22 protein-coding genes are annotated in these 21,242 nt (G+C 63.3%); 9 read left to right on the top strand and 13 right to left on the bottom strand.

The genetic code is table 11. The features are described from left to right. The first annotated feature begins 560 nt into the window (after positions 1-560). Positions 561-2,588 carry a PAS-domain containing protein gene (locus BXU06_RS01390; protein WP_077296163.1) on the top strand — a complete coding sequence of 676 codons (2,028 nt, stop codon included), beginning with the start codon at positions 561-563 and terminating at the stop codon, positions 2,586-2,588. A gap of 132 nt (positions 2,589-2,720) precedes the next feature. Beyond that, the gene (locus tag BXU06_RS01385; RefSeq protein ID WP_077296162.1) at positions 2,721-3,440 is read left to right on the top strand and encodes a response regulator transcription factor; all 720 of its coding nucleotides are present in this window, start codon (positions 2,721-2,723) and stop codon (positions 3,438-3,440) included. Between the two features lie 3 nt (positions 3,441-3,443). Here the strand turns inward: BXU06_RS01385 and BXU06_RS01380 are convergent, their stop codons facing one another. From BXU06_RS01380 to BXU06_RS01365, 4 genes are all read right to left on the bottom strand, one after another. Then, positions 3,444-3,869, bottom strand: a complete 426-nt coding sequence (locus tag BXU06_RS01380; RefSeq protein ID WP_077296161.1) for a hypothetical protein — start codon at positions 3,867-3,869, stop codon at positions 3,444-3,446. A gap of 141 nt (positions 3,870-4,010) precedes the next feature. Further along, positions 4,011-4,475: a hypothetical protein gene (locus BXU06_RS01375; RefSeq protein ID WP_077296160.1), complete on the bottom strand. Its 465-nt coding sequence runs from the start codon at positions 4,473-4,475 to the stop codon at positions 4,011-4,013. Between the two features lie 239 nt (positions 4,476-4,714). After that, a complete protein-coding gene (gene mutS, locus BXU06_RS01370) occupies positions 4,715-7,300 on the bottom strand; it encodes a DNA mismatch repair protein MutS (protein ID WP_253189495.1) in 2,586 nt (861 codons plus the stop codon). A gap of 146 nt (positions 7,301-7,446) precedes the next feature. Beyond that, a complete protein-coding gene (locus BXU06_RS01365) occupies positions 7,447-7,989 on the bottom strand; it encodes a helix-turn-helix domain-containing protein (RefSeq protein WP_077296159.1) in 543 nt (180 codons plus the stop codon). A gap of 77 nt (positions 7,990-8,066) precedes the next feature. Here BXU06_RS01365 and BXU06_RS01360 point away from each other — a divergent pair, with 77 nt between their 5' ends. Beyond that, positions 8,067-8,765: a glutamine amidotransferase gene (locus BXU06_RS01360; protein WP_077296158.1), complete on the top strand. Its 699-nt coding sequence runs from the start codon at positions 8,067-8,069 to the stop codon at positions 8,763-8,765. After that, the gene (locus BXU06_RS01355; protein ID WP_077296157.1) at positions 8,762-9,472 is read left to right on the top strand and encodes an MOSC domain-containing protein; all 711 of its coding nucleotides are present in this window, start codon (positions 8,762-8,764) and stop codon (positions 9,470-9,472) included. The genes BXU06_RS01360 and BXU06_RS01355 overlap by 4 nt, the downstream gene beginning before the upstream one ends. Here BXU06_RS01355 and metW read toward each other — a convergent pair. Together metW and BXU06_RS01345 are read right to left on the bottom strand one after the other, a co-directional pair. Further along, positions 9,466-10,044, bottom strand: a complete 579-nt coding sequence (gene metW, locus BXU06_RS01350; protein WP_077296156.1) for a methionine biosynthesis protein MetW — start codon at positions 10,042-10,044, stop codon at positions 9,466-9,468. The two genes, BXU06_RS01355 and metW, sit on opposite strands and share 7 nt — an antisense overlap. Continuing rightward, on the bottom strand, positions 10,041-11,183 hold the full coding sequence (locus tag BXU06_RS01345; RefSeq protein WP_077296155.1) for a homoserine O-acetyltransferase: 1,143 nt from the start codon (positions 11,181-11,183) through the stop codon (positions 10,041-10,043). Before BXU06_RS01345 ends, metW begins: the two co-directional genes overlap by 4 nt. Positions 11,184-11,446: 263 nt before the next feature. On the opposite strand from BXU06_RS01345, the gene BXU06_RS17640 reads away from it, so the two are divergent. Next, positions 11,447-11,623, top strand: a complete 177-nt coding sequence (locus tag BXU06_RS17640) for a hypothetical protein (RefSeq protein WP_171982074.1) — start codon at positions 11,447-11,449, stop codon at positions 11,621-11,623. A gap of 29 nt (positions 11,624-11,652) precedes the next feature. Here BXU06_RS17640 and BXU06_RS01340 read toward each other — a convergent pair whose 3' ends face one another. Both BXU06_RS01340 and BXU06_RS01335 read right to left on the bottom strand, forming a co-directional pair. Beyond that, positions 11,653-11,979 carry a helix-turn-helix transcriptional regulator gene (locus BXU06_RS01340; protein ID WP_253189494.1) on the bottom strand — a complete coding sequence of 109 codons (327 nt, stop codon included), beginning with the start codon at positions 11,977-11,979 and terminating at the stop codon, positions 11,653-11,655. A 14-nt stretch (positions 11,980-11,993) separates the two neighbouring features. After that, a complete protein-coding gene (locus tag BXU06_RS01335; protein WP_077296154.1) occupies positions 11,994-12,548 on the bottom strand; it encodes a DUF4337 domain-containing protein in 555 nt (184 codons plus the stop codon). Between the two features lie 230 nt (positions 12,549-12,778). On the opposite strand from BXU06_RS01335, the gene BXU06_RS01330 reads away from it, so the two are divergent. The 4 genes from BXU06_RS01330 (at position 12,779) to BXU06_RS01315 (ending at position 17,344) form a co-directional block, all read left to right on the top strand. After that, positions 12,779-14,389, top strand: coding sequence for a methyl-accepting chemotaxis protein (locus tag BXU06_RS01330; protein WP_077296153.1), 1,611 nt, complete (start codon positions 12,779-12,781; stop codon positions 14,387-14,389). 102 nt (positions 14,390-14,491) lie between these two features. Then, a complete protein-coding gene (locus BXU06_RS01325; RefSeq protein ID WP_171982073.1) occupies positions 14,492-15,241 on the top strand; it encodes a sulfite exporter TauE/SafE family protein in 750 nt (249 codons plus the stop codon). A gap of 110 nt (positions 15,242-15,351) precedes the next feature. Beyond that, the gene (hemE, locus tag BXU06_RS01320; protein WP_077296151.1) at positions 15,352-16,419 is read left to right on the top strand and encodes a uroporphyrinogen decarboxylase; all 1,068 of its coding nucleotides are present in this window, start codon (positions 15,352-15,354) and stop codon (positions 16,417-16,419) included. A gap of 49 nt (positions 16,420-16,468) precedes the next feature. After that, complete coding sequence (locus BXU06_RS01315; RefSeq protein WP_253189493.1) at positions 16,469-17,344, top strand: GyrI-like domain-containing protein; 876 nt, start codon at positions 16,469-16,471, stop codon at positions 17,342-17,344. Between the two features lie 204 nt (positions 17,345-17,548). Here the strand turns inward: BXU06_RS01315 and BXU06_RS01310 are convergent, their stop codons facing one another. The 5 genes from BXU06_RS01310 to BXU06_RS01290 form a co-directional block, all read right to left on the bottom strand. Next, positions 17,549-18,682, bottom strand: coding sequence for a helix-turn-helix domain-containing protein (locus BXU06_RS01310; RefSeq protein WP_077296149.1), 1,134 nt, complete (start codon positions 18,680-18,682; stop codon positions 17,549-17,551). Further along, the gene (locus tag BXU06_RS01305) at positions 18,675-19,010 is read right to left on the bottom strand and encodes a type II toxin-antitoxin system RelE/ParE family toxin (RefSeq protein WP_216352520.1); all 336 of its coding nucleotides are present in this window, start codon (positions 19,008-19,010) and stop codon (positions 18,675-18,677) included. Before BXU06_RS01305 ends, BXU06_RS01310 begins: the two co-directional genes overlap by 8 nt. Before the next feature lie 118 nt (positions 19,011-19,128). Further along, positions 19,129-20,070 carry a homoserine kinase gene (locus tag BXU06_RS01300; RefSeq protein ID WP_077296148.1) on the bottom strand — a complete coding sequence of 314 codons (942 nt, stop codon included), beginning with the start codon at positions 20,068-20,070 and terminating at the stop codon, positions 19,129-19,131. A gap of 84 nt (positions 20,071-20,154) precedes the next feature. Next, the gene (locus BXU06_RS01295; RefSeq protein ID WP_077296147.1) at positions 20,155-20,475 is read right to left on the bottom strand and encodes a DUF2782 domain-containing protein; all 321 of its coding nucleotides are present in this window, start codon (positions 20,473-20,475) and stop codon (positions 20,155-20,157) included. Between the two features lie 36 nt (positions 20,476-20,511). Then, positions 20,512-21,240, bottom strand: a complete 729-nt coding sequence (locus BXU06_RS01290; protein WP_077296146.1) for a TIGR00730 family Rossman fold protein — start codon at positions 21,238-21,240, stop codon at positions 20,512-20,514. Between the last annotated feature and the right edge of the window lie 2 nt (positions 21,241-21,242).

Below are 21,242 nucleotides of genomic sequence, written 5' to 3'. Positions count from 1 at the left end.
TTTCAACGAAACGTCTTGTTTTTGTCATATTTCTTGCGTCCAGACCGGATCAGCCGCTCTCCCTCAATGCGCTGCGCCAACTGCGACGATATGTCACATTGGCAAATGCCCCGCTGGCGACTACAGTGAAACCCAACGCACACTTCTCCAAGGTGCTTGCACCCTCCGCGCCACACCCGCCCCCGGTGTCGCGCCCGACGGCCTGCTGTTTCCCCAGCAGGCCGTTGTGTTTTACCGGGGCCGCCAGCCAGAGCGGCGACGCTACGTCGAACGGCAGAATCGGTCAATACGGCAAACAGCGTAGATGTTACGCCACACCGGCTAGAGAAGTGAGATCAACAGATACCCGCTGCCAGGCCAGCCAGCAGACTAAAACAGCCGCTTGATCCATAAGGCAGAATTTGCCCTACAGCAAGGCACAGACCTGCCTGACAGCCCAATCAGACCGGGTCTGACACCGTCACAGCGCCACCTTTATCTTCCCCGCCACTGCGCCAGCCGCGACAGATTGCCGCCAGACTCTTAAAATAAGTGAATTGTCTTTGCACACAGGCGCTCCGATGGCGGGTGAATCCAGGCCGGAAACCGACCGGCTGTTCCGTGAAATGGTCCAGGCCGGGCTGGATCTGCTTGATCCCGGCCTGACCGTGTTCGACCACGATCTGCGCATGGTGGCGTGGAACCGCTCGTTTTTGCGCCTGCTGGACTTTCCCGAATCCCTGGCGATGGCCGGCATGCCTTTCGAGGCATTCATCCGCTACAACGCCGAGCGCGGCGAGTACGGCCCCGGCGACGTCAACGCCCATGTGGCCGAACGGGTACACGCCGCACGCACCTTTTGCGGCCACTACACCGAGCGCACCCGCCCCAATGGCCGGGTGCTGGCCATACGCGGCGCGCCCTTGCCGCACCAGGGCTTCATCACCCTGTACACCGACATCACCGAACAAAAGCTGTACCGCGAACTGGTGCAACGGCAGAACGCCGAGCTGGAAGGCCATGTGCGCGCACGCACCAGCGAGCTGGAAACCGCCTACACCCGGCTCACCCAGGCCATGGTGGCCAATGCCGAAATCACCAGTGCGCTCAAGCGCAGCGAAGCGCGGCTGCGGCTGATCACCGACACCATCCCGGCGCACATTGCCTACTTTGACCACCAGTGGACCTACCAGTACGCCAACCGTGGCTACGCCCGCTGGTTTGGCTGGCAGCCCGACGACGTGGTGGGCCAGCCAATTGAAACCATCATCGGCGCACAGGTGTTTGCCACGGTCAAAGAACACGTCAAGGTGGCACTCAGCGGCCAGCAAGTCACCTACGAATATTCCATGGACCTGCGCGATGGCCGCACCGTGTACGCGCGCAGCACGCTGGTGCCGGAAATCGATGCCAGCGGTGCCACGCTGGGCTGCTTTGTCCATTCGTTTGATATTTCGGAACAGCGCCGCACCCAGGCCGCGCTGGTGCAGGCGCAAAAAATGGAAGCCATCGGCCAGCTGACCGGCGGCCTGGCGCACGACTTCAACAATATGCTCACCGTGGTGATGGGCAACTTGCAGGCGCTGCGCCAGCAGCTGGGCGAGCGCAGCGAAGTGGGCGACTACCTCGACCCGGCCATGCAGGCGGCGCAGCGCGGCGTGGAGCTGATCAAGCGCCTGCTCACCTTCTCGCGCCAGCAGCCGCTGGAGCCACAACCCGTGGAAGTGAACAGCCTGATTCGCGGCATGGCCCAGCTGATGCGCCGCTCGCTGCCGCAATCCATCACCATCACCCCGTTTGCCCACGAAGACGACCTGATTGTGATGGCCGACCCGCATCAGCTGGAAAACGCCCTGCTCAACCTGGCGCTGAACGCCCGCGACGCCATGCCCAATGGCGGCGAACTGCGGATTGAATCGTCCGGCGAGCAGCTCAACGCCGAAGACGCTGCCGACATTGAAGCTGCACCAGGCGAATATGTGCAGATTACCGTCAGCGACAACGGCATCGGCATGGACGTGGGCACGCTCACCCGCGTGTTTGAACCCTTTTTCACCACCAAGCAGTTTGGCATGGGCAGCGGCCTGGGCATGTCGATGGTGTACGGCTTCGTCAAGCAATCCGGCGGCGGCATCCTGCTGCGCAGCCGCCAGGCACGCGGCACCACCGTGGCGCTGCTGCTGCCACGCACCCGACAAACCCCGCGCGACGCCGAACGCCCGCAAGTCACCCCGCCCTGCGATGGCCGTGGCCAGCTGGTACTGCTGGTGGAAGACAACCCGGAAGTGCGCAAGGTGGTACGCCTGCTGCTCACCGACATGGGCTACCCGGTGCTGGAAGCCGAAAACGGCCTGGAAGCCGCCGACATGATTGAAAACATCCCCGACATCGCCATCCTGCTGTCGGACATCGTCATGCCCGGCGGCATGGACGGCACCGCCCTGGCCCGCTTTGCCCGCCGCTTCCGCCCGGCCATGCGCATTGTGCTGGTCAGCGGCTACGCCAAGGGCCTGGAAGACGGCGACGCCGAAACCCATGGTTTTCGCTTTTTAAGCAAACCGTTCACCCGCGAAGCCCTGGCCAACGCGCTGCAGGACACCCTGACATGAGCAACGCATGTCACCGCGCGTGCGCACCAAGGCGCGTGACTGCCTGGCCCCGCGCCCGGACAGACATACGTTTGCCGTAATCCGGCCTGTGCCCCGCGCAGGCCACACACAGAAAACATTGAAGGACGGCATATGGCTGAAGATTTACACAAGCGCATCTGCCTGGTGGAAGACGACCCTCAGGTAGCCCGGTTGATCGGCAACACCCTGCGGGACTTTGGCTTTGCCCACGACTGGTGCCGCACCGGTGCCGACCTGCTGCGCCGCCTGCGCGCAGACACCCCGGACCTGTGCATTGTTGACCTGGGCCTGCCCGACATGGATGGCCTGGAACTGGTGCGCACCCTGCGCAGCGATGGCCGCTGCGGGGTATTGATCCTGACCGGACGCGGCGACACCATCGACCGGGTCATGGGCCTGGAGCTGGGCGCTGACGACTATATGGTCAAACCGTTTGAACCGCGCGAACTGATTGCCCGCGTGCGCAGCATCCTGCGCCGCTGCAGCGGACGCGGCAACGACACCTCCCCGCTGCCGCCTGCCACCGTGGCCGAATTTGCCGGCTGGCGCTTTGCCCCCGGCAGCAACACCCTATCGGGAGCCGACGGCGAAAGCTCCACCCTCAGCACCGCCGAAGCGCAGCTGCTGAAAACCATGCTGCAACACCCCAACCGCATCCTCACCCGCGAACAACTGATGGGGGAGCGCAATTTATCCTCGTTCGACCGCAGCATCGACGTGCGCATCTCGCGCCTGCGCCGCAAACTGGAAGACGACCCGCAAAACCCGAAGCTGATCAAGACGGTGTATGGGGCGGGGTATTTGTTTGCGTGTGCGGTGGTGTGGCGGTAGGGCTCAACTCAGCCGGGTGATCTGCACCGACAAGGGCTCGCCCTGACCAGAACGTAGCGCACGGTTGTTCCAGTACATTCCAGCCCAGTCATTGGCAAACAGATACAGTTGCCGGTCAGCCTGCTCGGCCAGCGCCGCCGGTGCCACCCAATCCGCCAGCTCGGCACCAATGGCAAACGCCTGCGCCAGGTCACAGCCCACACAGCCGCACAGCAGGAAAAACGGCTGGCCAGGCAGACGGTTGAAGCGCTCGGCCCAGGGCAGGTGCCAGCCCTCCGGACCAACGGGCTTGAGAAAACCATCCCGCCATTGGCCACTGGCGATAAAGCGGTAATGCGCGCCGGGGGTGACCTCCAGGCCGGTGGGGTGGAAATGTACTGCGGGGTCCACCGCGAGCAGAGGGGAGGATTCGCCGGGGGTGAGGGTCATGGTGGGGAGTCCTTGGCAAGGGTGGAGAAGACGGCGGAGCGTTTGTGGCGAGCCCCCCCCCCCTCGCATGACAGACTATTAACACCATGGCCGCCCGGCGCAACGGCGATATCGGCCATTGCGCCCCCCGCGCCTTTTTCCCTACCCCGATGCGGCACATCCTTGATGTCGAATCTGCTGGCCTGCCGGGTGTGTACCATTGGCGCGCACGCATAAAAATGCCAGCGGGCCGCCGCTGCTCAGGCCGATATGCAGGTGGCTGCTGTCGGCCAGTGTGCCGGTGCGGGTGCATTCCAGCAGTTCGTACAGGGTTTCCAGGGTTTTGAAGTGCAGATAGTAAGAGGGCGTTTCCAGCACGGCACGGATTTCGTCGGCGTCGGGGTGGCTGTGGCGCACCTGAAACTGCTCGGTGTGATCCAGCCACAGCTCAATGGCCGGCGGCAGCAAAATGCCGTGGTGGCCCAGGTCGGTCAGCAGGCGCTGGGCAAACGCTTGCAGCATGGTGGCGGCCTGGCGTTGCAGTTGGGGGGCGTCGGTCCGCAGGCGATAACCTGGAACGGGAAGGCTCCGGCGTGACATCTTGCCGGCAAACAGCTCGGTAGGCATGGCCTGTCTCCTGGCGTCGTCAAGATACGAATGCGACGCATGGTCAATCGAAAGGCGGCGGAACGCCGGTGATTCCGGCCTTGCCGGCAGGCCGGTAAATTGCATCCAGAAGCGCCAGACTGGCGGCAGCCCCTGTCAGGGCAGGACACGCGGCCATGCACGCCAAGGCCTTCTCGCACAAGCCGTGCGACGGGGGATGGCGCGCACGGCCTTGCTACAGAGTGTTATAGCGGCAGAATTCAGCCATTGCCAAGCGCCTCTCTGGCCTGCTGCTGAATCTGGTACAGCTGCGCCAGCGCCTCGCGCGGGGTGAGTGCGTCCACGTCGAGTTCGGCCAGGCTGGCCAGCAGCGGGCTGGGTTCGGCCTGGTGCAGCTCGGGCAGCGGCGTGGCAAACAGGTCTGGCTGGCCGTGCTGGCTGACCGCCTGGTTTTCCAGGGCAGCCAGATAGCGCCTGGCCTGGCGGATCACCGTGCCGGGCACGCCGGCCAGCGCCGCCACCTGCAGGCCGTAGCTCTGGCTGGCCGGGCCGTCTTCCACATGGTGCAAAAAGACAATCTTGTCCTGATGCTCGACGGCGGACAGATGCACATTGGCCACGGTGGGATAGTCTTGTGCCAGCCGGGTCAGCTCGAAGTAATGGGTGGCAAACAGGGTGTAGCTGCGGTTTTTTTCAATCAGTGCGCGGGCAATGGCCATGGCCAGCGCCAGGCCGTCAAAGGTGGAAGTGCCCCGGCCCACTTCGTCCATCAGCACCAGCGCCTGTTCACCAGCGTTATTCAGGATATTGGCCGTTTCGGTCATTTCCACCATAAAGGTGGAGCGCCCGCCAGCCAGGTCGTCCGAGGCACCGATCCGGGTAAAAATCCGGTCTACCTGGCCAAACACGGCGGCATCCGCTGGCACAAAGCAGCCGCAATGTGCCAGCAGGGTCAGCAGCGCAGTCTGGCGCATATAGGTGGATTTACCGCCCATGTTCGGGCCGGTAATCAGCAGCAGCTTGCGAGTGGGGCCCAGTGTGCAGTCATTGGCAATGAAGCGCTCCACCTGGGCTTCCACCACCGGGTGACGGCCTGCGCGGATATCCAGGCACGGGCGGTTGACCAGCTCGGGTTTGACATACTGGCGGGTGGCGGCGTGCAGGGCAAAGGTGGCCAGCACGTCCAGCCCGGCCACCGCCTGCGCGGTCAGGCGCAGGTCGGTCACCTGCGGCAGCAGGCTGTCCAGCAGCGCGTCGTACAGCTGTTTTTCCCGCGCCAGCGCACGGTCTTTGGCTGACAAGGCTTTGTCTTCAAAGGCTTTCAGCTCGGGGGTGATATAGCGCTCGGCGTTTTTCAGGGTTTGCCGGCGGCGGTAATCGTCGGGCACCTTGGCGTCCTGCGCCTTGGTCACTTCGATGTAAAAGCCGTGTACGGCATTGAAGCCCACTTTCAGCGTGCTGATGCCGGTGCGGGCTTTTTCCCGCGCTTCCAGCTCCAGCAGATAGCTGCCGGCGTCGGTTTGCAGCGCGCGCAGCTGGTCCAGCTCGGCATCATAGCCATCGGCCAGCACGCCACCGTCGCGCACCAGGCTGGCCGGCTCGGGCGCAATGGCCAGGCTGAGCTGCTGCGCCACCGGCGAGTGCGCCGGAATCTGCCCGGCCAGTTGCGTCAGCAGCGGGCTATCCAGCCGGGCCAGCAGCGGGTGCAGGTCGGGCAGCGCCAGCAGGCTGTCGCGCAGGGCGGACAAGTCACGCGGGCGGGCGCTGCGCAGGGCAATGCGCGAGGCAATCCGCTCGATATCGGCCACCGGGCGCAGTGCGGCCAGCAGGGCCTCGTAGGCGGGCAGCAGCGCCGCCACTGCGTCCAGCCGGGCGCGGATGCAGGCGTGGTCGCGCAGCGGGTGGTGCAGCCAGTGGCGCAATAAGCGGCTGCCCAGACTGGTGGCGCACTGGTCCAGCAGCGAGAACAAGGTGGGCGCAGCTTCGCCGCGAATGGTTTCGGTGAGTTCCAGATTGCGCCGGGTGGCAGCGTCCAGCTGCACATACTGGCTGCTGCTGTCCACCCGCAGGCTGTCCAGATGCGGCAGCTGCGAGCCCTGGGTGGCGCGGGCGTATTCCAGCAAGGCCCCTGCTGCGCCCAGCGCCGGGCCTAAATCCTGGGCACCAAACCCGGCCAGATCCTGCACGCCAAAATGCCGCGCCAGCCGCTCGACGGCGCTACGGCGTTCAAACTGCCACGGCGGCAGGCGTTTTACCGGCACGCGCAGCCCGTCCAGCACCGCCAGCCGGGCATCGTCGGCCACCAGCACCTCGGCGGGGCGCAAGCGCTCCAGCTCGCTCAGGCAGTGCTCGGCCTTGGTTTCCTGCACCACAAATTCGCCACTGGCCAGCGACAGCCAGGCCAGGCCCAAGGTGCCTTGCTGAAACACCAGTGCCAGCAGGCGGTTGTCGGTTTTATCGTCCAGCAGCGCGGCGTCGGTCAGCGTGCCTGGCGTCACCACCCGCATCACCTTGCGCTCCACCGGCCCCTTGCTGGTGGCCGGATCGCCCACTTGCTCGCAAATGGCGGCAGATTCGCCCAGCTTGACCAGCTTGGCCAGGTATTGCTCCACCGCGTGATACGGAATGCCGGCCATGCGCACCGGCTGCCCGGCTGACTGCCCGCGCGCGGTCAGGGTGATATCGAGCAAACGGGCGGCTTTTTCGGCATCGTCGTAGAACAGCTCGTAAAAATCGCCCATCCGGTAAAACAGCAGCTTGTCGGGATGCTGGCTTTTCAGCGCCAGGTATTGCTGCATCATTGGGGTGTGCGCGGCCTGCTCGCTGGCGCTGGAATTTTTTGTCATGGCAATCAATGGCTTGAATCCGGCATGCCGCCGGCAATGGCGGATTGTATGCGGGAATGCGGCAGCATGCCATAGCTGACCTGGCGTTTTGCCGGGTCACAGCCTCGCCAGCGGCCCCATGCGCCCCCCAGCCCGCCTGACGCGGGTCATGCCCCCTGGGCAATCACCACCAGCACCCTGGCCGGCGCATCGCCCAGCCGGCGGATGCGGTGCGGCAGTTGTGCGCGAAAGTAGGCGCAATCGCCGCAGGCCAGTTGTTCGGTGCGTTCGGGGAAGGCGATTTCGATGTCGCCGCTGAGCACCCACACCAGTTCCTCGCCCGGATGGCCGTGCAGTTGCGGGCCATCGGCAAAGTCTTCGGGCGGCGTCAGCACAAAAGGCTGCATCTGCTTGTGGCTGATCTGGCTGGCCAGCAGCTCAATCACCCGGCCAGCCGGTTCGGCGCTGCTCACCCGCAGCGCATCGCCGGCGCGGGTGATGCACAGCTGGCTGTCATCCGTGGGCGAGCCAAACAGCAGGGCGACGTCCACCGCCAGTGCCTGCGCCAGTTTCAGCGCACTGCTGATGGAAGGGGTACACAGGCCACGCTCCACCTTGGACAGGTAACTTTTGGTCAGCCCGCTGCGTTGGGCCAGCTGTTCCAGACTCAGGCCATGCTGGTGCCGGAGCAGTTTGATGCGAACACTCATGCGATACCTCTTTACCCAGAAGACAAACAGTGTAATATATGACACGACGTGTCATTTCAACCCCTGGAGCAACTCGCATGAAACAGCTGCTGGCCATTCGTCATGTGCATTTTGAGGACCTGGGCACCTTGCAGGACTATTTCAGCCAGCATGGCTGGAATATCGCTTATCTGGACGCCGGGCTGGACCCGCTGGAGACAGTGGACCCGCTGGCGGCAGATTTGCTGGTGGTGCTGGGCGGGCCCATTGGCGCGTATCAGGAAGCCCTCTACCCGTTTCTGCACGCCGAGCTGGCGCTGATTCGCGCCCGGCTGGACGCTGGCCGGCCCGTGCTGGGCATTTGCCTGGGCGCGCAGTTGATTGCCCGCGCCCTGGGGGCCAGGGTGTACCCCGGCCCGGCGGTGGAAATTGGCTGGCAGCCGCTCAGCCTGACCGACGCCGGGCGGGCATCGCCGGTGGCGGCGCTGGATGGTGCCCACACCAGCATGCTGCACTGGCACGGCGACACCTTCGACTTGCCAGACGGCGCGCAACGGCTGGCGTCCACCCCGGCCTGCGCCAACCAGGTGTTCAGCTGGGGCCGGCATTGTCTGGCGTTTCAGTGTCATCCGGAAGCCGACAGCCAGCGGCTGGAAGCCTGGCTGATTGGCCACGCCAGCGAGCTGGCCCAGCATCGGATCGACCTGGCCGCGTTGCGCCAGGCCAGTGCCGCGCTGGGGCCGGCGTTGCGCCAGCAGGCGCAACAGTGTGTGGCGGATTGGTGGGCGCTACAGTGACACGGCCAACGCTCAGCGCCACGCTGGGGCCGCTGCGGGTTGGCCAGACGCGGCCATTTGGCCCGCCGGGCCACAGCAGCGCCATCGACAAACAGGCGGTGACAGGGCCGATCTATCTGGATAGGCAGGGGCTGGCAGGCGACCAGCAGGCGGATCGCCGGGTGCATGGCGGGCCGGACAAGGCGCTGCATTATTTTCCTGCCGAGCACTACGTTACGTTGGCGCGGCACTGGCCGGGGCTGAACTGGGTGGTGGGCGCGTTTGGCGAAAACCTGTCTGGCCACGGCCTGGGTGAAGCCGACGTGTGTGTGGGCGATGTGTTTAGCCTGGGTGCGTGCCAGGTGCAGTTGTCGCAGGGGCGGCAACCTTGCTGGAAGCTGAATGTGCGCTTTGGCCAGCCCGGCATGGCGCGCTGGGTAGAGCAATCGGGCTGCACCGGCTGGTATTTCCGCGTGCTGACGCCGGGCTGGCTACAGGGCGGGGAAACCCTGCGCCTGCTGGCACGCCCACAGCCGCAGGCCAATCTGGCGCAGGTGATGCTGGCACTGCGCGGCGCGCCGGTGCCGCGCGAAACGCTGGCACAACTGGCCGCCCTGCCGGGATTGCCCGCGCGCTGGCAACAGCGCCTGCAAGCACGGCTGGCCGGTGCTGCGCCGCAGGATACCTGGGCGCGCTGGCAAACGCCGTCAGACGGCGATGCTCAGTAACTCACCCGGTAAAACGCCAGGCTGCCGAGCAGATTGGGCAGGAAGGTAATTTTCTGTTCGCCGTCCATCACCACCCGCTCGACCACGCGGATGCCATTTTTGGCGCACAGCGCTTCAAAGTCGCCCAGCATGCACAAATGCAGGTTGGGGGTGTTGTGCCAGGCGTAGGGGATGGTTTCCGACACCGGCATGCGCCCAAGAAAAATCTGCCAGCGGTTTTGCCAGTAGCCAAAATTGGGAAACGTGACAATCGCCTCGCGGCCCACCCGCAGCATGTCGAGCAGGATTTGCTCGGTCTGCTTCATCGCCTGGATGGTCTGCGACAGCACCACCACGTCAAACGACTGGTCGGCAAAGCCGGCCAGGCCGGCTTCCAGGTCGCCCTGGATCACGTCCACGCCCTTTTCCACGCAGGCAATCACGTTGTTGACGTCAATTTCCACCCCGTAGCCGCTCACCCCGCGCAAGGCCAGGTGGGCCAGCAGCGCGCCATCGCCGCAGCCCAGATCGAGCACGCGGGCATCCGGGGCAATTTCATCGGCAATCTGTTGCAGGTCACTGCGCAGGGTCATGCTCCCACCTCCCGGGCCACATTATTCAGGTAGGCCCGCATCAGGCGGACATACGGTTCGTCGGTCATCAGAAAGGCGTCATGGCCGTGGGTGGATTCGATTTCGGCATACGACACCCGCCGCTTGGCATCGATCAGCGCCTTGACGATTTCTTTCGAGCGCGCCGGCGAAAAACGCCAGTCGGTGGTGAACGACGCCACCAAAAACTGCGCCTGCGCCCGCGCCAGCACGCTGGTCAGATCGCTGCCAAAGGCCTTGGCCGGGTCGAAATAGTCCAACGCCTTGGTCATCAGCAGATAAGTGTTGGCGTCGAAGTAATCGGCAAACTTGTCGCCCTGGTAGCGCAAGTAGGATTCGATTTCAAATTCCACCTCGTAACCGTAGCGGTATTCGCCGCTTTTGAGCATGCGGCCAAATTTTTCACCCATGCCGTCGTCGCTCAGATAGGTGATGTGGCCCAGCATGCGCGCCAGGCGCAGGCCGCGACGCGGCACGGTGTGGTGCGCGTAGTAATGGCCGCCATGAAAATCCGGGTCGGTAAGGATGGCCTGGCGGGCCACGTCGTTGAAGGCAATATTCTGCGCGGTCAGCTTGGGAGCCGAGGCAATCACCAGCGCATGCGCCACCCGCTCCGGGTAAGCCAGCGTCCAGTGCAGCGCCTGCATGCCGCCCAGGCTGCCGCCAATGATGGCCGCCCAGCGGTCAATCCCCAGCCGGTCGGCCAGCCGCGCTTGTGCGGTCACCCAGTCGGGCACCGTCACCACCGGAAAATCCGCCCCCCAGGGCAGGCCGGTGGCCGGATTCAGGCTGGAGGGGCCGGTGCTGCCATGGCAGCCGCCCAGGTTGTTCAGCCCGACCACAAAAAAGCGCGAGGTGTCGATTGGCTTGCCGGGGCCGACCATATTGTCCCACCAGCCAGGCGCCTTGTCGTCTGGCTGGTAGCGGCCTGCCACATGGTGGTGGCCAGACAGGGCATGACAGATCAGGATGGCGTTGCTGGCGCTGGCGTTAAGCTGGCCATAGGTTTCAAACACCAGGTCGTAATGGTCAAGCACCGCGCCACTGGCCAGCGGCAACGGCGTGGCAAAGTGAGCGGTTTGCGGGCTGACAAGGCCGACGGAATGCGGATCAGGAGTCATCACATTATCATTCGGGTGCGGGTCTGAACCCAGTTATCGGATGCGCGCCCGACGGCAGGCGCGCGGCCTGCGCCCGTGGGGCAAACGCAATAAGCTAAACGCATAATTGTACATCAGACTGGTCAGGCATGCGTCAGGCGGTGGCGGGCCATGCAATCGCCCATCGCCGCTTGCCCCATGGCTGCCGGCCCGCGCAGGATGGCACGCTTGCTGGCCGGCCAGCGGAGCCGGATAATCCGCCGGCCCTCTGGATAAGGTCCATCATGCTCGGACGCCTGTTTAAATTTTTTGTGATTGCCTGCGTGCTGCTGGCGCTGGTGCGCCTGCTGTTTTCGCCCGGCCAGCGGCCCAGCCTGCGCGAATGGATCGTCACCCTGGCCCAGGCCCTGCTGATCAGCGCCGGGCTGTTTGTGGCGCTGTACTGGCTGGGCGTCCACTGACACAGGCAGTGACACCCCGACGCCCCGCTTCAATCACGGCACGGCGTACCGCCGCAACAGCGCTCGGCCAGAAAATCCACCAGCTGATACAAGGGCCGGGCATGGATGGCGTAAATCACATACTTGCCGTGCTGGCGCGAATGCAGCAGCCCGGCATGGCTGAGTTCTTTCAGGTGAAACGACAGCGTGGTGGGCGAGATGCCCAGCGCTTCGCCAATCTTGCCCACCGTCATCCCCTCCTCGCCGCGCTCGACCAGCAAACGGTAAATCGCCAGACGCGATTCCTGCGCCAGCGCAGCCAGCAGTTTGACGGCGGTGGCAGAATCCAGCGTTTCAGCGGATGAACAAGCAGACACGGCGCGCTCCACACTCACGGCAGAAACAGCCAGAAACCATTGGCGAAAAACACCATGCCCAGCGCCCCCAGCGGCAGGGCGCAGAACCACAGCTCCCGGCGCTTGAACAGGCCAGCCACCGACGACAGCAAAATGGCAATCTGCAGGAAAATCACCGCCACCCCCATCGGCTGGCCATGGCGCTGGGCGTCATCGCGCTTGGCTTCCAGATCGTGGGCGGCTTGCTGAATCTGTTCTTTTTCGCTGTCGTATTTTTTGATCTTGCTGCTGTACTCGTCCAGCTTGGCCTGATAGGCGCTGCGCTTGCTGGCGGCTGCGTCTGCCGGCAAGGTGTCGAATTCCAGCTGCAAGCGTTCGCGCTGAATCTGGTACAGATTGGCCTTGATACTCTTGGCCTGGTAGTAGGCCCATTGGTCGGAAGCCTGCGCCTGGCTGATCACGCTGCGGGTGGAATACCCCCCGCCCTTGAAGGTGGACAGCGTGGCGCACACAGCAAAAATCACCGTGGTCAGTGCCAGCCAGTTCAGCCAGGGGTCTTTTTTCTCTTCGGGTTTTTTAGCGTCAGCCATAGTCGGTCAGGGTCAGGATGTCAAAGCAGGAAACAGAGGATTCTACCCGCTTGCGCCGGGCTTGACAGCCTGTTGCGGTCAGGATGGGCCAGAAGCTGTTTGCCGCCGCATCGCCATGCTATAAACATACCCCCTGCGCCGGGTAATGACAGAAAAATGCATGACGCGTATCATCCCGCGAACCCATTGATTTTGCTATTCAAGTGCCTCAGTCGCACAAGGAGTCTGGCATGTCCATCATGCAACGCTTGGTATTTTCCCTGATTGTCACCGTGATCACCCTGCTGTTGATTGCCGGCGGCGGTCTGCTCCAGCTGGGTCAGGCGCAGTCGCGCTTTGACTATGCGCTGGACAACACCCTGCCCAGCATGGAGCTGCTGGAACAGAGCAAGGCGGCGCTGGCCGAACAACGGGTGGTGTTGCACAAGGCCATGATGGAAAAAGACCCGGCCAAGCTGGCCACGCTGGAACAACACCTGGGCCAGGCCGGGACGGCGCTGGATAGCCTGCTCAGCCAGTATGAAAAAGACCTGCTGTCGGACGACACCGACCGCCAACTGCTGGGCGAAGCCCGCAAGGCGCTGGCTGCCTACCACGAGATGACCCGCCAGGCGCTCGGCCAGCTGAAATCCGGCCAGCTGGCGCTGGCCATGGACACCGTGGTACATGGCCGGCAGGGTGCAGACGCCAGCGCCGCATTGACCAAGATGATCAAGTACAACGTGGAACTGGCGCATCAGCAGGGCGAAAATGGTCAGGCGTCGTACAACACCGCCCGCTGGGTGATGGCCGGCGTGGTGGTGGTGGCGCTGTCGCTGAATCTGTGGCTGGCCATTTCGCTGCAAATGGCGGTACGCCAGGGGGTGCACGGCATTCGCAATACCTCGCAACAGGTGGCCGAGTCGCTGGACTTTACCCAGCGCGCCAAGATTGCACGCATGGACGAAATGGGCGAAACCGGCACGGCGTTCAATAGCCTGCTCAACCGCTTGCAGGACAATCTGCGCAGCCTGAAACAAGGGGCCAATGAAGTGTCGCAGGCGGCCAGCCTGATTGCCGGCAGCGCCAACAAGCTGTCGGACACCTCGCGTGCGCAAAGCGATGCCTCGTCGCAAGTGGCGGCGGCGGTGGAAGAAATGACCGTCAGCGTCAACCATGTGGCCGAGCGTGCCAACGAAACCCTGGCGCTGGCCACCCAGTCTGGCCAGTTGGCCAAGGATGGCTCGCGGGTGATTGGCGAAACCATTCAGGACATCCGCGATATTTCCCAGGCGGTAGGCACCGTGGCCAGCAGCATTCATCAGCTCAGCGGGCATAGCGCCAAGGTGGGCGATGTGGTGCAGATGATTCGTGACGTGGCCGACCAGACCAATCTGCTGGCGCTCAATGCCGCGATTGAAGCCGCCCGCGCTGGCGAGCAGGGCCGGGGCTTTGCCGTGGTGGCCGATGAGGTGCGCAAGCTGGCGGAACGCACCACCAGCTCCACCCAGGAAATCACCCTGATTGTGGAAGCGATGACCTCGTGCTCACGCCAGGCGTCGGAGTTCATTCAGTCTGCCGAGCAGTTGGCCACCACCGGGGTGGACCGCGCCGACCATGCCGATCACGCCATCCGCCAGATGGGCGAGGCCTCCGGCAATACCGTATCGATGGTGAATGAAATCTCCGCCGCCATCCGCGAACAAGGCCAGGCCAGCAACAGCATTGCCGAACAGGTAGAACGCATTGCCCGCATGGCGCAGGATGCCAGCACCGCTGCCGGCGACGCCGCCCAGGCAGCCAATGTGCTGGAACAACAAGCCAGCCACCAGCGCGATACCCTCAGCCATTATTCGGTATAATTTCTTTCGTTCCGGACCATACGCGCCATGCAAAAGGCGCGGCCCGGCCCACGCCCCTACCCGCATCGGGGCGCTGTGTGTGCGACCGAAAGAGAGTTTCTGATGCTTACCGCGCTGGCCTTGTTTCTGGCCGCCTGCCTGGCCGGCGTGGTCAACGCCCTGGCCGGCGGCGGCCTGCTGTTCACTTTTCCGGCACTGGTGGCGGTGGGTGTGCCACCACTCTTGGCCAATGCCACCGCCAATATTGCCTCATGGCCGGGCTATGTGTCCGCTGCCGTGGCCATGCGCCGCGAGCTGGGCCAGCACCGCCGCTGGCTCAGGCTGCTGTTGATCACCGGCGTGACCGGTGGCATCACCGGCGCGGCACTGCTCAAGGTGATTTCACCGGGGTTTTTCAGCTATCTGGTGCCCTGGCTGCTGCTGCTGGCCACCCTGCTGTTCTGGCAGGGCAAGGCGCTGCTGGCCTGGCTGGGCCATGCGCCGCATCAGGTCAACCACCCTCTTCTCCGCGCCGGCAGCTGGCTGATTGGCGTATACGGTGGATTTTTTGGTGGCGGCATGGGGGTGATGATGATGACCCTGTTCAGCCTGAGCGGCATTCCCTCGCTGCTGACGCAAAACGCGCTGAAAATCTTTCTGTCGCTGGTGCTCAACACCGCCTCGGTGATCGTGCTGCTGGCCACCGGCCTGGCGGCCTGGGAACACCTGCCCCCGCTGGCGCTGGGCTATTTACTCGGTGGTTACGCCGGGGGCCGGGTGATGAACCACATTCCGCAGCACTGGCTGCGCCGGGGCGTGGTGGGCTTTGGCCTGCTGATGAGCGGGGTGTTTTTCTGGCGCGCGTATGTCTGACGCCGGCTAAGGTTCACCTTCTGGCACCGGACAGGCCATGGCGTGCGCCCTGTCCGCAGCCAGGCCGAAACCCGTATAATCGCGGCATATCCTGACCTGTTGAAGCCACCATGACTGCACTGCAAAACGATGTGTTCCTGCGCGCCCTGCTGCGTGAGCCGGTTCCCTACACCCCAATCTGGATGATGCGCCAGGCTGGGCGCTATCTGCCGGAATACTGTGAAACCCGCCGCCGCGCCGGCAACTTCATGGGCCTGTGTACCAATCCGGAGCTGGCCACCGAAGTCACCCTGCAGCCGCTGGAGCGCTTTCCGCTGGATGCGGCCATCCTGTTTTCCGACATCCTCACCGTGCCCGACGCCATGGGCCTGGGCCTGTACTTTGCCGAAGGCGAAGGCCCGAAGTTCGAGCGCCCGCTGACCGACGAAGCATCGATTCTGGCACTGGCCGCCCCCGACCCCACCGACCGCCTGCGCTATGTGCTCGACGCCGTGTCCAGCATCCGCAAGGCGCTGGATGGCCGGGTGCCGCTGATCGGGTTTTCCGGCAGCCCGTGGACGCTGGCCTGTTATATGGTGGAAGGCGGTTCGTCGTCGGACTTCCGCAAGGTCAAGGCGCTGATGTACGACCGCCCGGACCTGATGCACCACATCCTGAAAGTGACCACCCGCGCGGTGATCGACTACCTGAACGCGCAGATTGAAGCCGGCGCGCAGGCGGTGATGGTGTTCGACACCTGGGGTGGCGCACTGTCGCACGCCGCTTACGAAACCTTCTCGCTGGCATATATGGCAGAAATCATTGCCAGCCTGCCGCGTGAACGCGAAGGCCGTCGGGTGCCGTCGATTGTGTTTACCAAGAACGGCGGCCAGTGGCTGGAAAAAATCGCCGCCATCGGCTGCGACGGCGTGGGGCTGGACTGGACCACTGACATTGCCCAGGCGCGGCAGCGGGTAGGCAGCAAGGTTGCCCTGCAGGGCAACTTCGACCCGAACGCGCTGTTTGCCAACCCGGCGGCAATTGAAGCCGAAGCCGCCCGGATTCTGGCCGCCTACGGCCATGGCAGCGGCCATGTGTTCAATCTGGGCCACGGCATTTCCCAGTTCACCCCGCCGGAAAACGCCGGCGTGCTGGTGGAAGCGGTGCATCGGCTGTCGCGCAGCTATCACGCAGCATAAGCGTCCCATATCTGGCCATCCGGCGGCACGCCAGCGTCAACAGCGGCGCGTGCATGCCGTGTTGCGCCATATCGACAGCCACCTCGACCAGCCGCTGGATTTGCCGGCGCTGGCGGCGGTGGCGCATGTGTCGCCGTTTCATTTTCATCGGGTGTTTCACGCCTGGACCGGCGAGAACCTGGGTGACTACCTCAGTCGCCGCCGGCTGACGCTGGCGGCCTGCTGGCTATGCAACGAACCCGCAGCCTCGGTGCTGATGCTGGCGCTGCGCGCCGGCTTTGCCTCTGGCGAAGCGTTCAGCCGCGCCTTCAAGGCGCGTTTTGGCCTCAGCCCCAGCCAGTGGCGACGCACCAGCGCCGCCAGATGGCAAGAATTGCGCAATCTGGATCAGGCAGACAATCAGGCACTGCGGCAAGATAGGCCGGTCTTTTCTGATCGGGAGCCCACCATGCACGTCACCCTTTGCCAACGCCCGCCCGTTACCGTGGCTTATCAGCGCCACACCGGCCCGTATGGCCAGCCCATCGCCACCTTCTGGCGCGACCACTTTGTGCCCTGGCTGCACGCCCACCAATTGCTGCCCTACGCCAAATACGGCATCGGCTACGACAACCCGCAACTGACCGACCCGGCGCAATGCCGCTACGACGCCTGCGTGGCCCTGCCGCCCGGCTACACCCCGCCAGCCGACATGCTGACCATGACCATTCCGGGCGGTGTGTATGCGGTATATGAATTTCGCGGCGGCGTGCCCGAAATTGCCCAGGCCTGGACGGCGCTGTTTGCCAGCTGGCTGCCAGACAGCGGCTGGGCGCTGGATGCGCGACCGTGCTTCGAGTTTTACCCGGAAGACGCCTTTTTTGACCCGGAAACGGGGGAATTCGGCTGCCAGATCTGCCTGGCGGTGCGAGCGCTGAACGGCTGAGGTGGCGGTGCCTGCCGAGGGGGCAGGGCATCTGCGGTGGTGCATCGCGGCGTTGGCCGGCGCTTCGTGGATCACTTTGCGCAGCAGGATAGGCTCCTGCACACTTTGTCATTTGCCTTCGGGCGCAGGCGAAAGCCCTTGGGCAATTCGTCGCTGGCGCACTTGGCAGCGATGTGGGGGGGGGCGTTCAGCGCGTGGCGTTATTCAGCTGCACGATGCATCGGGAGCATCCTTGAACCGGAAGCTCTGCTTCAAATCATTCATCCATGAGGGTTCAATCAATCCATCATGCTGAAGCCGCCCCACCACAATGCCGGGATGCACCCCGATTTGCCGGGCAAAGTCGATGACCGCCGTTTTGCTTCTGAGGGTGGTCAATACCGGAGTGTGTTGGTGCGGAATCAGCCAGCTGCCTGACCATGCATTGGCTTCGTGCTCACGCGGGTCGTCGGTGTGCGCTGCATTGGGATCATCCAGAAAAATGGACTTCTTTTCTTCCTTGCTGTTGGCGTGCAGCAGGATATGCGCGGCTTCGTGAAAGAAGCTGAACCAGAATTTGTCGTTGGTTTTGCCGTACAGGGAAAGCTGAATAAGTGGCCGTGTCGGGTTTAGCCAGCGCGCCACACCACTCACATGAGCGCGAGGGATGGCCGGCACCAAGATGAGCAGCACGCCAGCTTCATGCAGGCATTTGCGCATGTATGGCTCAAACACGTCGGGAGGTTCGCTGGTCAGGCCGCGAATGGTGTGTAGCGCCTTTTCAAAGCGAGCCTTGTCGTACTTGGGGCCGTCAATCTTTTCAGCCTGCTGTTCACCCAGGCGCAACCAGGCCGAAATGGCACCGACATCACTCTGTTCTGCGCGGCTACGGCGGAAAGCGACTTGCATGCCGCCATAATGCGCACGCCACTCATCGGGCGTGGCGACACCAAAGAAGCGCAAGCAAGCCTCCACCAGGCCGGGTTTGTGCTTGTTGTCTAGGCGTAGTTTGGGAATGGCCTCGCATGCCATCAGTTCCTTGATGGGCAACTCATCCAGCCAGGGCACCCAGCCAGCATGGCGCTCGGCGGCTTCCAGACGGGCTTGATGTTTTTGGTAATTGGCTTCGAGCGACAGCCAGAATTCCAGGGTACTGCCCAGCACGCGCTCAAGGCGTTGAGCGGCATCCACGGAAAGGGGCACCTTGCCGTGGATGAGCTGGCTGATGTGCTTTTCGCTGTAACCCAAACGTTGAGCCAACTCCGCTTGCGTCCAACGCCGTTCTTCGGCGATGTCCAGAATCGATTCGCCAGGGGGCAAGACCCAGTCTGGCGCAAAAGGCACACTCAGTTCAGTCATGGTAATCCCCTATATATTCAATGCTAACAATCGTGACCAGGGACCATTCGATACTGCCGTCAGGGCGTGCAGGACACGGGTCGTGAGCGGGGGCAAAAACCAACCGCCAGCCACCAGCAAGATCCAGCGCAAACTGCCCGAGCCGATCACCCTTGAGCGGGTGAGGGTTGCCAGCCACCAGATCGGTAACACGCGTTGCCGCCTCCAGCGCGACCAACCGCACCTTTAATTTACGTGCAGAGGCCGCCCCGAGTTTTTTCTCGGCAACGGCCTGTTTTTCACACAGCTCGCGGAGCTTTTTGTCCTTGTATCGAACTTGCAAGGCCACCTCAGTCTATCAATCTTTACCTGATAGGTAAATTTTAGATTCAGTTCAGCCCCGTCGAGCCTGTCCACTCATGCATGATTTATCTGCTGCCAGAATGCAATTTTTTCAGCCTGCCTCCTTACAACAACCAGAAATCATCCCGGCGGCTATGATGGGCAATCACCTGCTGGAACTGGGCCGGGTCTTTGGTGAAGGTCAGCTCGCCGGCCTGCGGCAGGTATTTGTCGTACAGGCGCGAGGTCCAGAAGCGCAGGGCGGCGGCGCGCAGCATCACTGGCCAGGCGGCCTTTTCTGCCTCGGTCAGCGGGCGCACCGACTGATAACCGGCCAGCAGGGCGCGGGCGCGGATCGGGTCGATATCGCCGTCGGGCAGGCTGCACCAGTCGTTCAGCGCAATCGCCAGATCGTAGACCAGCACATCGTTGCAGGCATAGTAAAAATCGATGAAGCCGGCCACGGTTTCGCCGGCAAACAGCACATTGTCGCGGAACAGGTCGGCATGGATCACCCCGCTGGGCAGGGTGTCAAAACGGTGCTGGCTTTGAAAGGCAATTTCGGCGTGCAGCAGCTCGGCGTCGGCCTTGGGCATGTGCGGGTACACCACCTGTGCGGTGGCGCTCCACCAGGCCGGGCCGCGCGGGTTGGCCATGCGTGCCGGGTAGGTGTCGCCGGCCAGATGCATGTCGGCCATCATTGCGCCCACGGCGCGGCAGTGCGCGGCACCGGGTTCGGGCACATCGCCACCGTTCAGGCACGACACCAGACACGCCGGCTTGCCGGCCAGCAGGCTGGCAAACCGGTCGCTGCGGTCGGCCATCGGTGCCGGGCAGGCCACGCCATGACGGGCCAGGTGGCTCATCAGGTTCAGGTAGTAGGGCAGTTCGTCCAGCGTCAGCGTTTCAAACAGGGTGAGCACATAGCGCCCCTGCGTGGTGGTGACAAAGTAATTGGTGTTGGTAATGCCGGCGGCAATGCCTTTCAGCTCCAGCAGATTGCCAAGGGTGTAGTGGGCCAGCCAGCTTTCCAGCTCGGCGGGCGTGACGGTGGTGTAAACCGACATGGGGCGTCTCGTGTGTTTCCGGGATGGGGGGCAAAGCCAGCCCGACCTGCGGTCGGGCTGGCGTCAGTCAGGGTAGCGCGCGGCTCAGAAGGTCAGCAGCACCCAGCGCGGAATCACCAGCTTGTCACCGTGGGTGTCAATGCGGTTCATCTTGCCGTTGCCTTCTTCGTCCACCAGATAATAGGGCGCACCCACCTTGGGGGTCACCTTGATGGCGTAGAGCTTGCCATTGAGCCGGTATTCTTCGATTTTTTGCCCGGTTTTCTGGATGATGCGCACTTCAGGTTCAGACTGGGCGGAAATATTGTCCTGAATCACCGGCGGCGGCGGCGCGTCCGCCGGGGCGGCGTGGCTGGCGGCAACCGGCAGCAAGGTCAGGCAAACAAGGGCAAGGGTGCGGCGCATAGGGGAGCCTCTATTAAGCAGTCAAACCCGCAAGGGTTAAAGATTAAGCAGTTGTTCGCGCTCTTCCGGCAGGGGAGCAAAGCCGCGTTTTTCGTAGTGCAGGAAAATCGCCTCGACAATCTCTGCCGGCGAATCAATCAGCTGGATCAGATGCAGGTCGTCAGCGGCAATCATGCCCTCGGCCACCAGCCGGTCGGCAAACCAGTCCACCAGGCCTTGCCAGAAGGCGCGGCAGACCAGAATAATCGGGATTTTGCGGCTCTTGCCGGTTTGCACCAGGGTGAGCGCTTCAAACATTTCGTCCAGCGTGCCAAAGCCGCCGGGCATGACCACATACGCCACCGCGTGTTTGACAAACATCACCTTGCGGGAAAAAAAGTGATTGAAGGTCAGGCTGAGGTCTTGGTAGGCATTGGGTTTTTGTTCGTGTGGCAGCTGGATGTTCAGCCCCACCGACGGGCTCTTGCCAAAAAAAGCCCCTTTGCTGGCGGCCTCCATGATACCCGGCCCGCCGCCGGAAATCACCGAAAACCCGGCGTCGGAAAGCCGGCGGGCAATTTCCTCGGTCAGCTTATAATAGTCATGGTCACGGGCGGTGCGGGCGCTGCCAAAAATGCTCACCGCCGGGCCGATATCGCTGAGCTCCTCGGTGGACTCAACAAATTCGGCCATGATTTTCATCACATGCCAGGCTTCCCGGGAACGGAAGCGCTGCATTCTGTCCGGGCGATCGCTCGCCTGCGGCACTTTATCAGACACGCTCATTG

The sequence above is a fragment of the Aquaspirillum sp. LM1 genome (assembly GCF_002002905.1).
Classification (GTDB): Bacteria; Pseudomonadota; Gammaproteobacteria; order Burkholderiales; family Aquaspirillaceae; genus Rivihabitans.
Note: the sequence above shows the minus strand (reverse complement) of the source record. Positions and strands in the feature narration are given on the sequence as shown.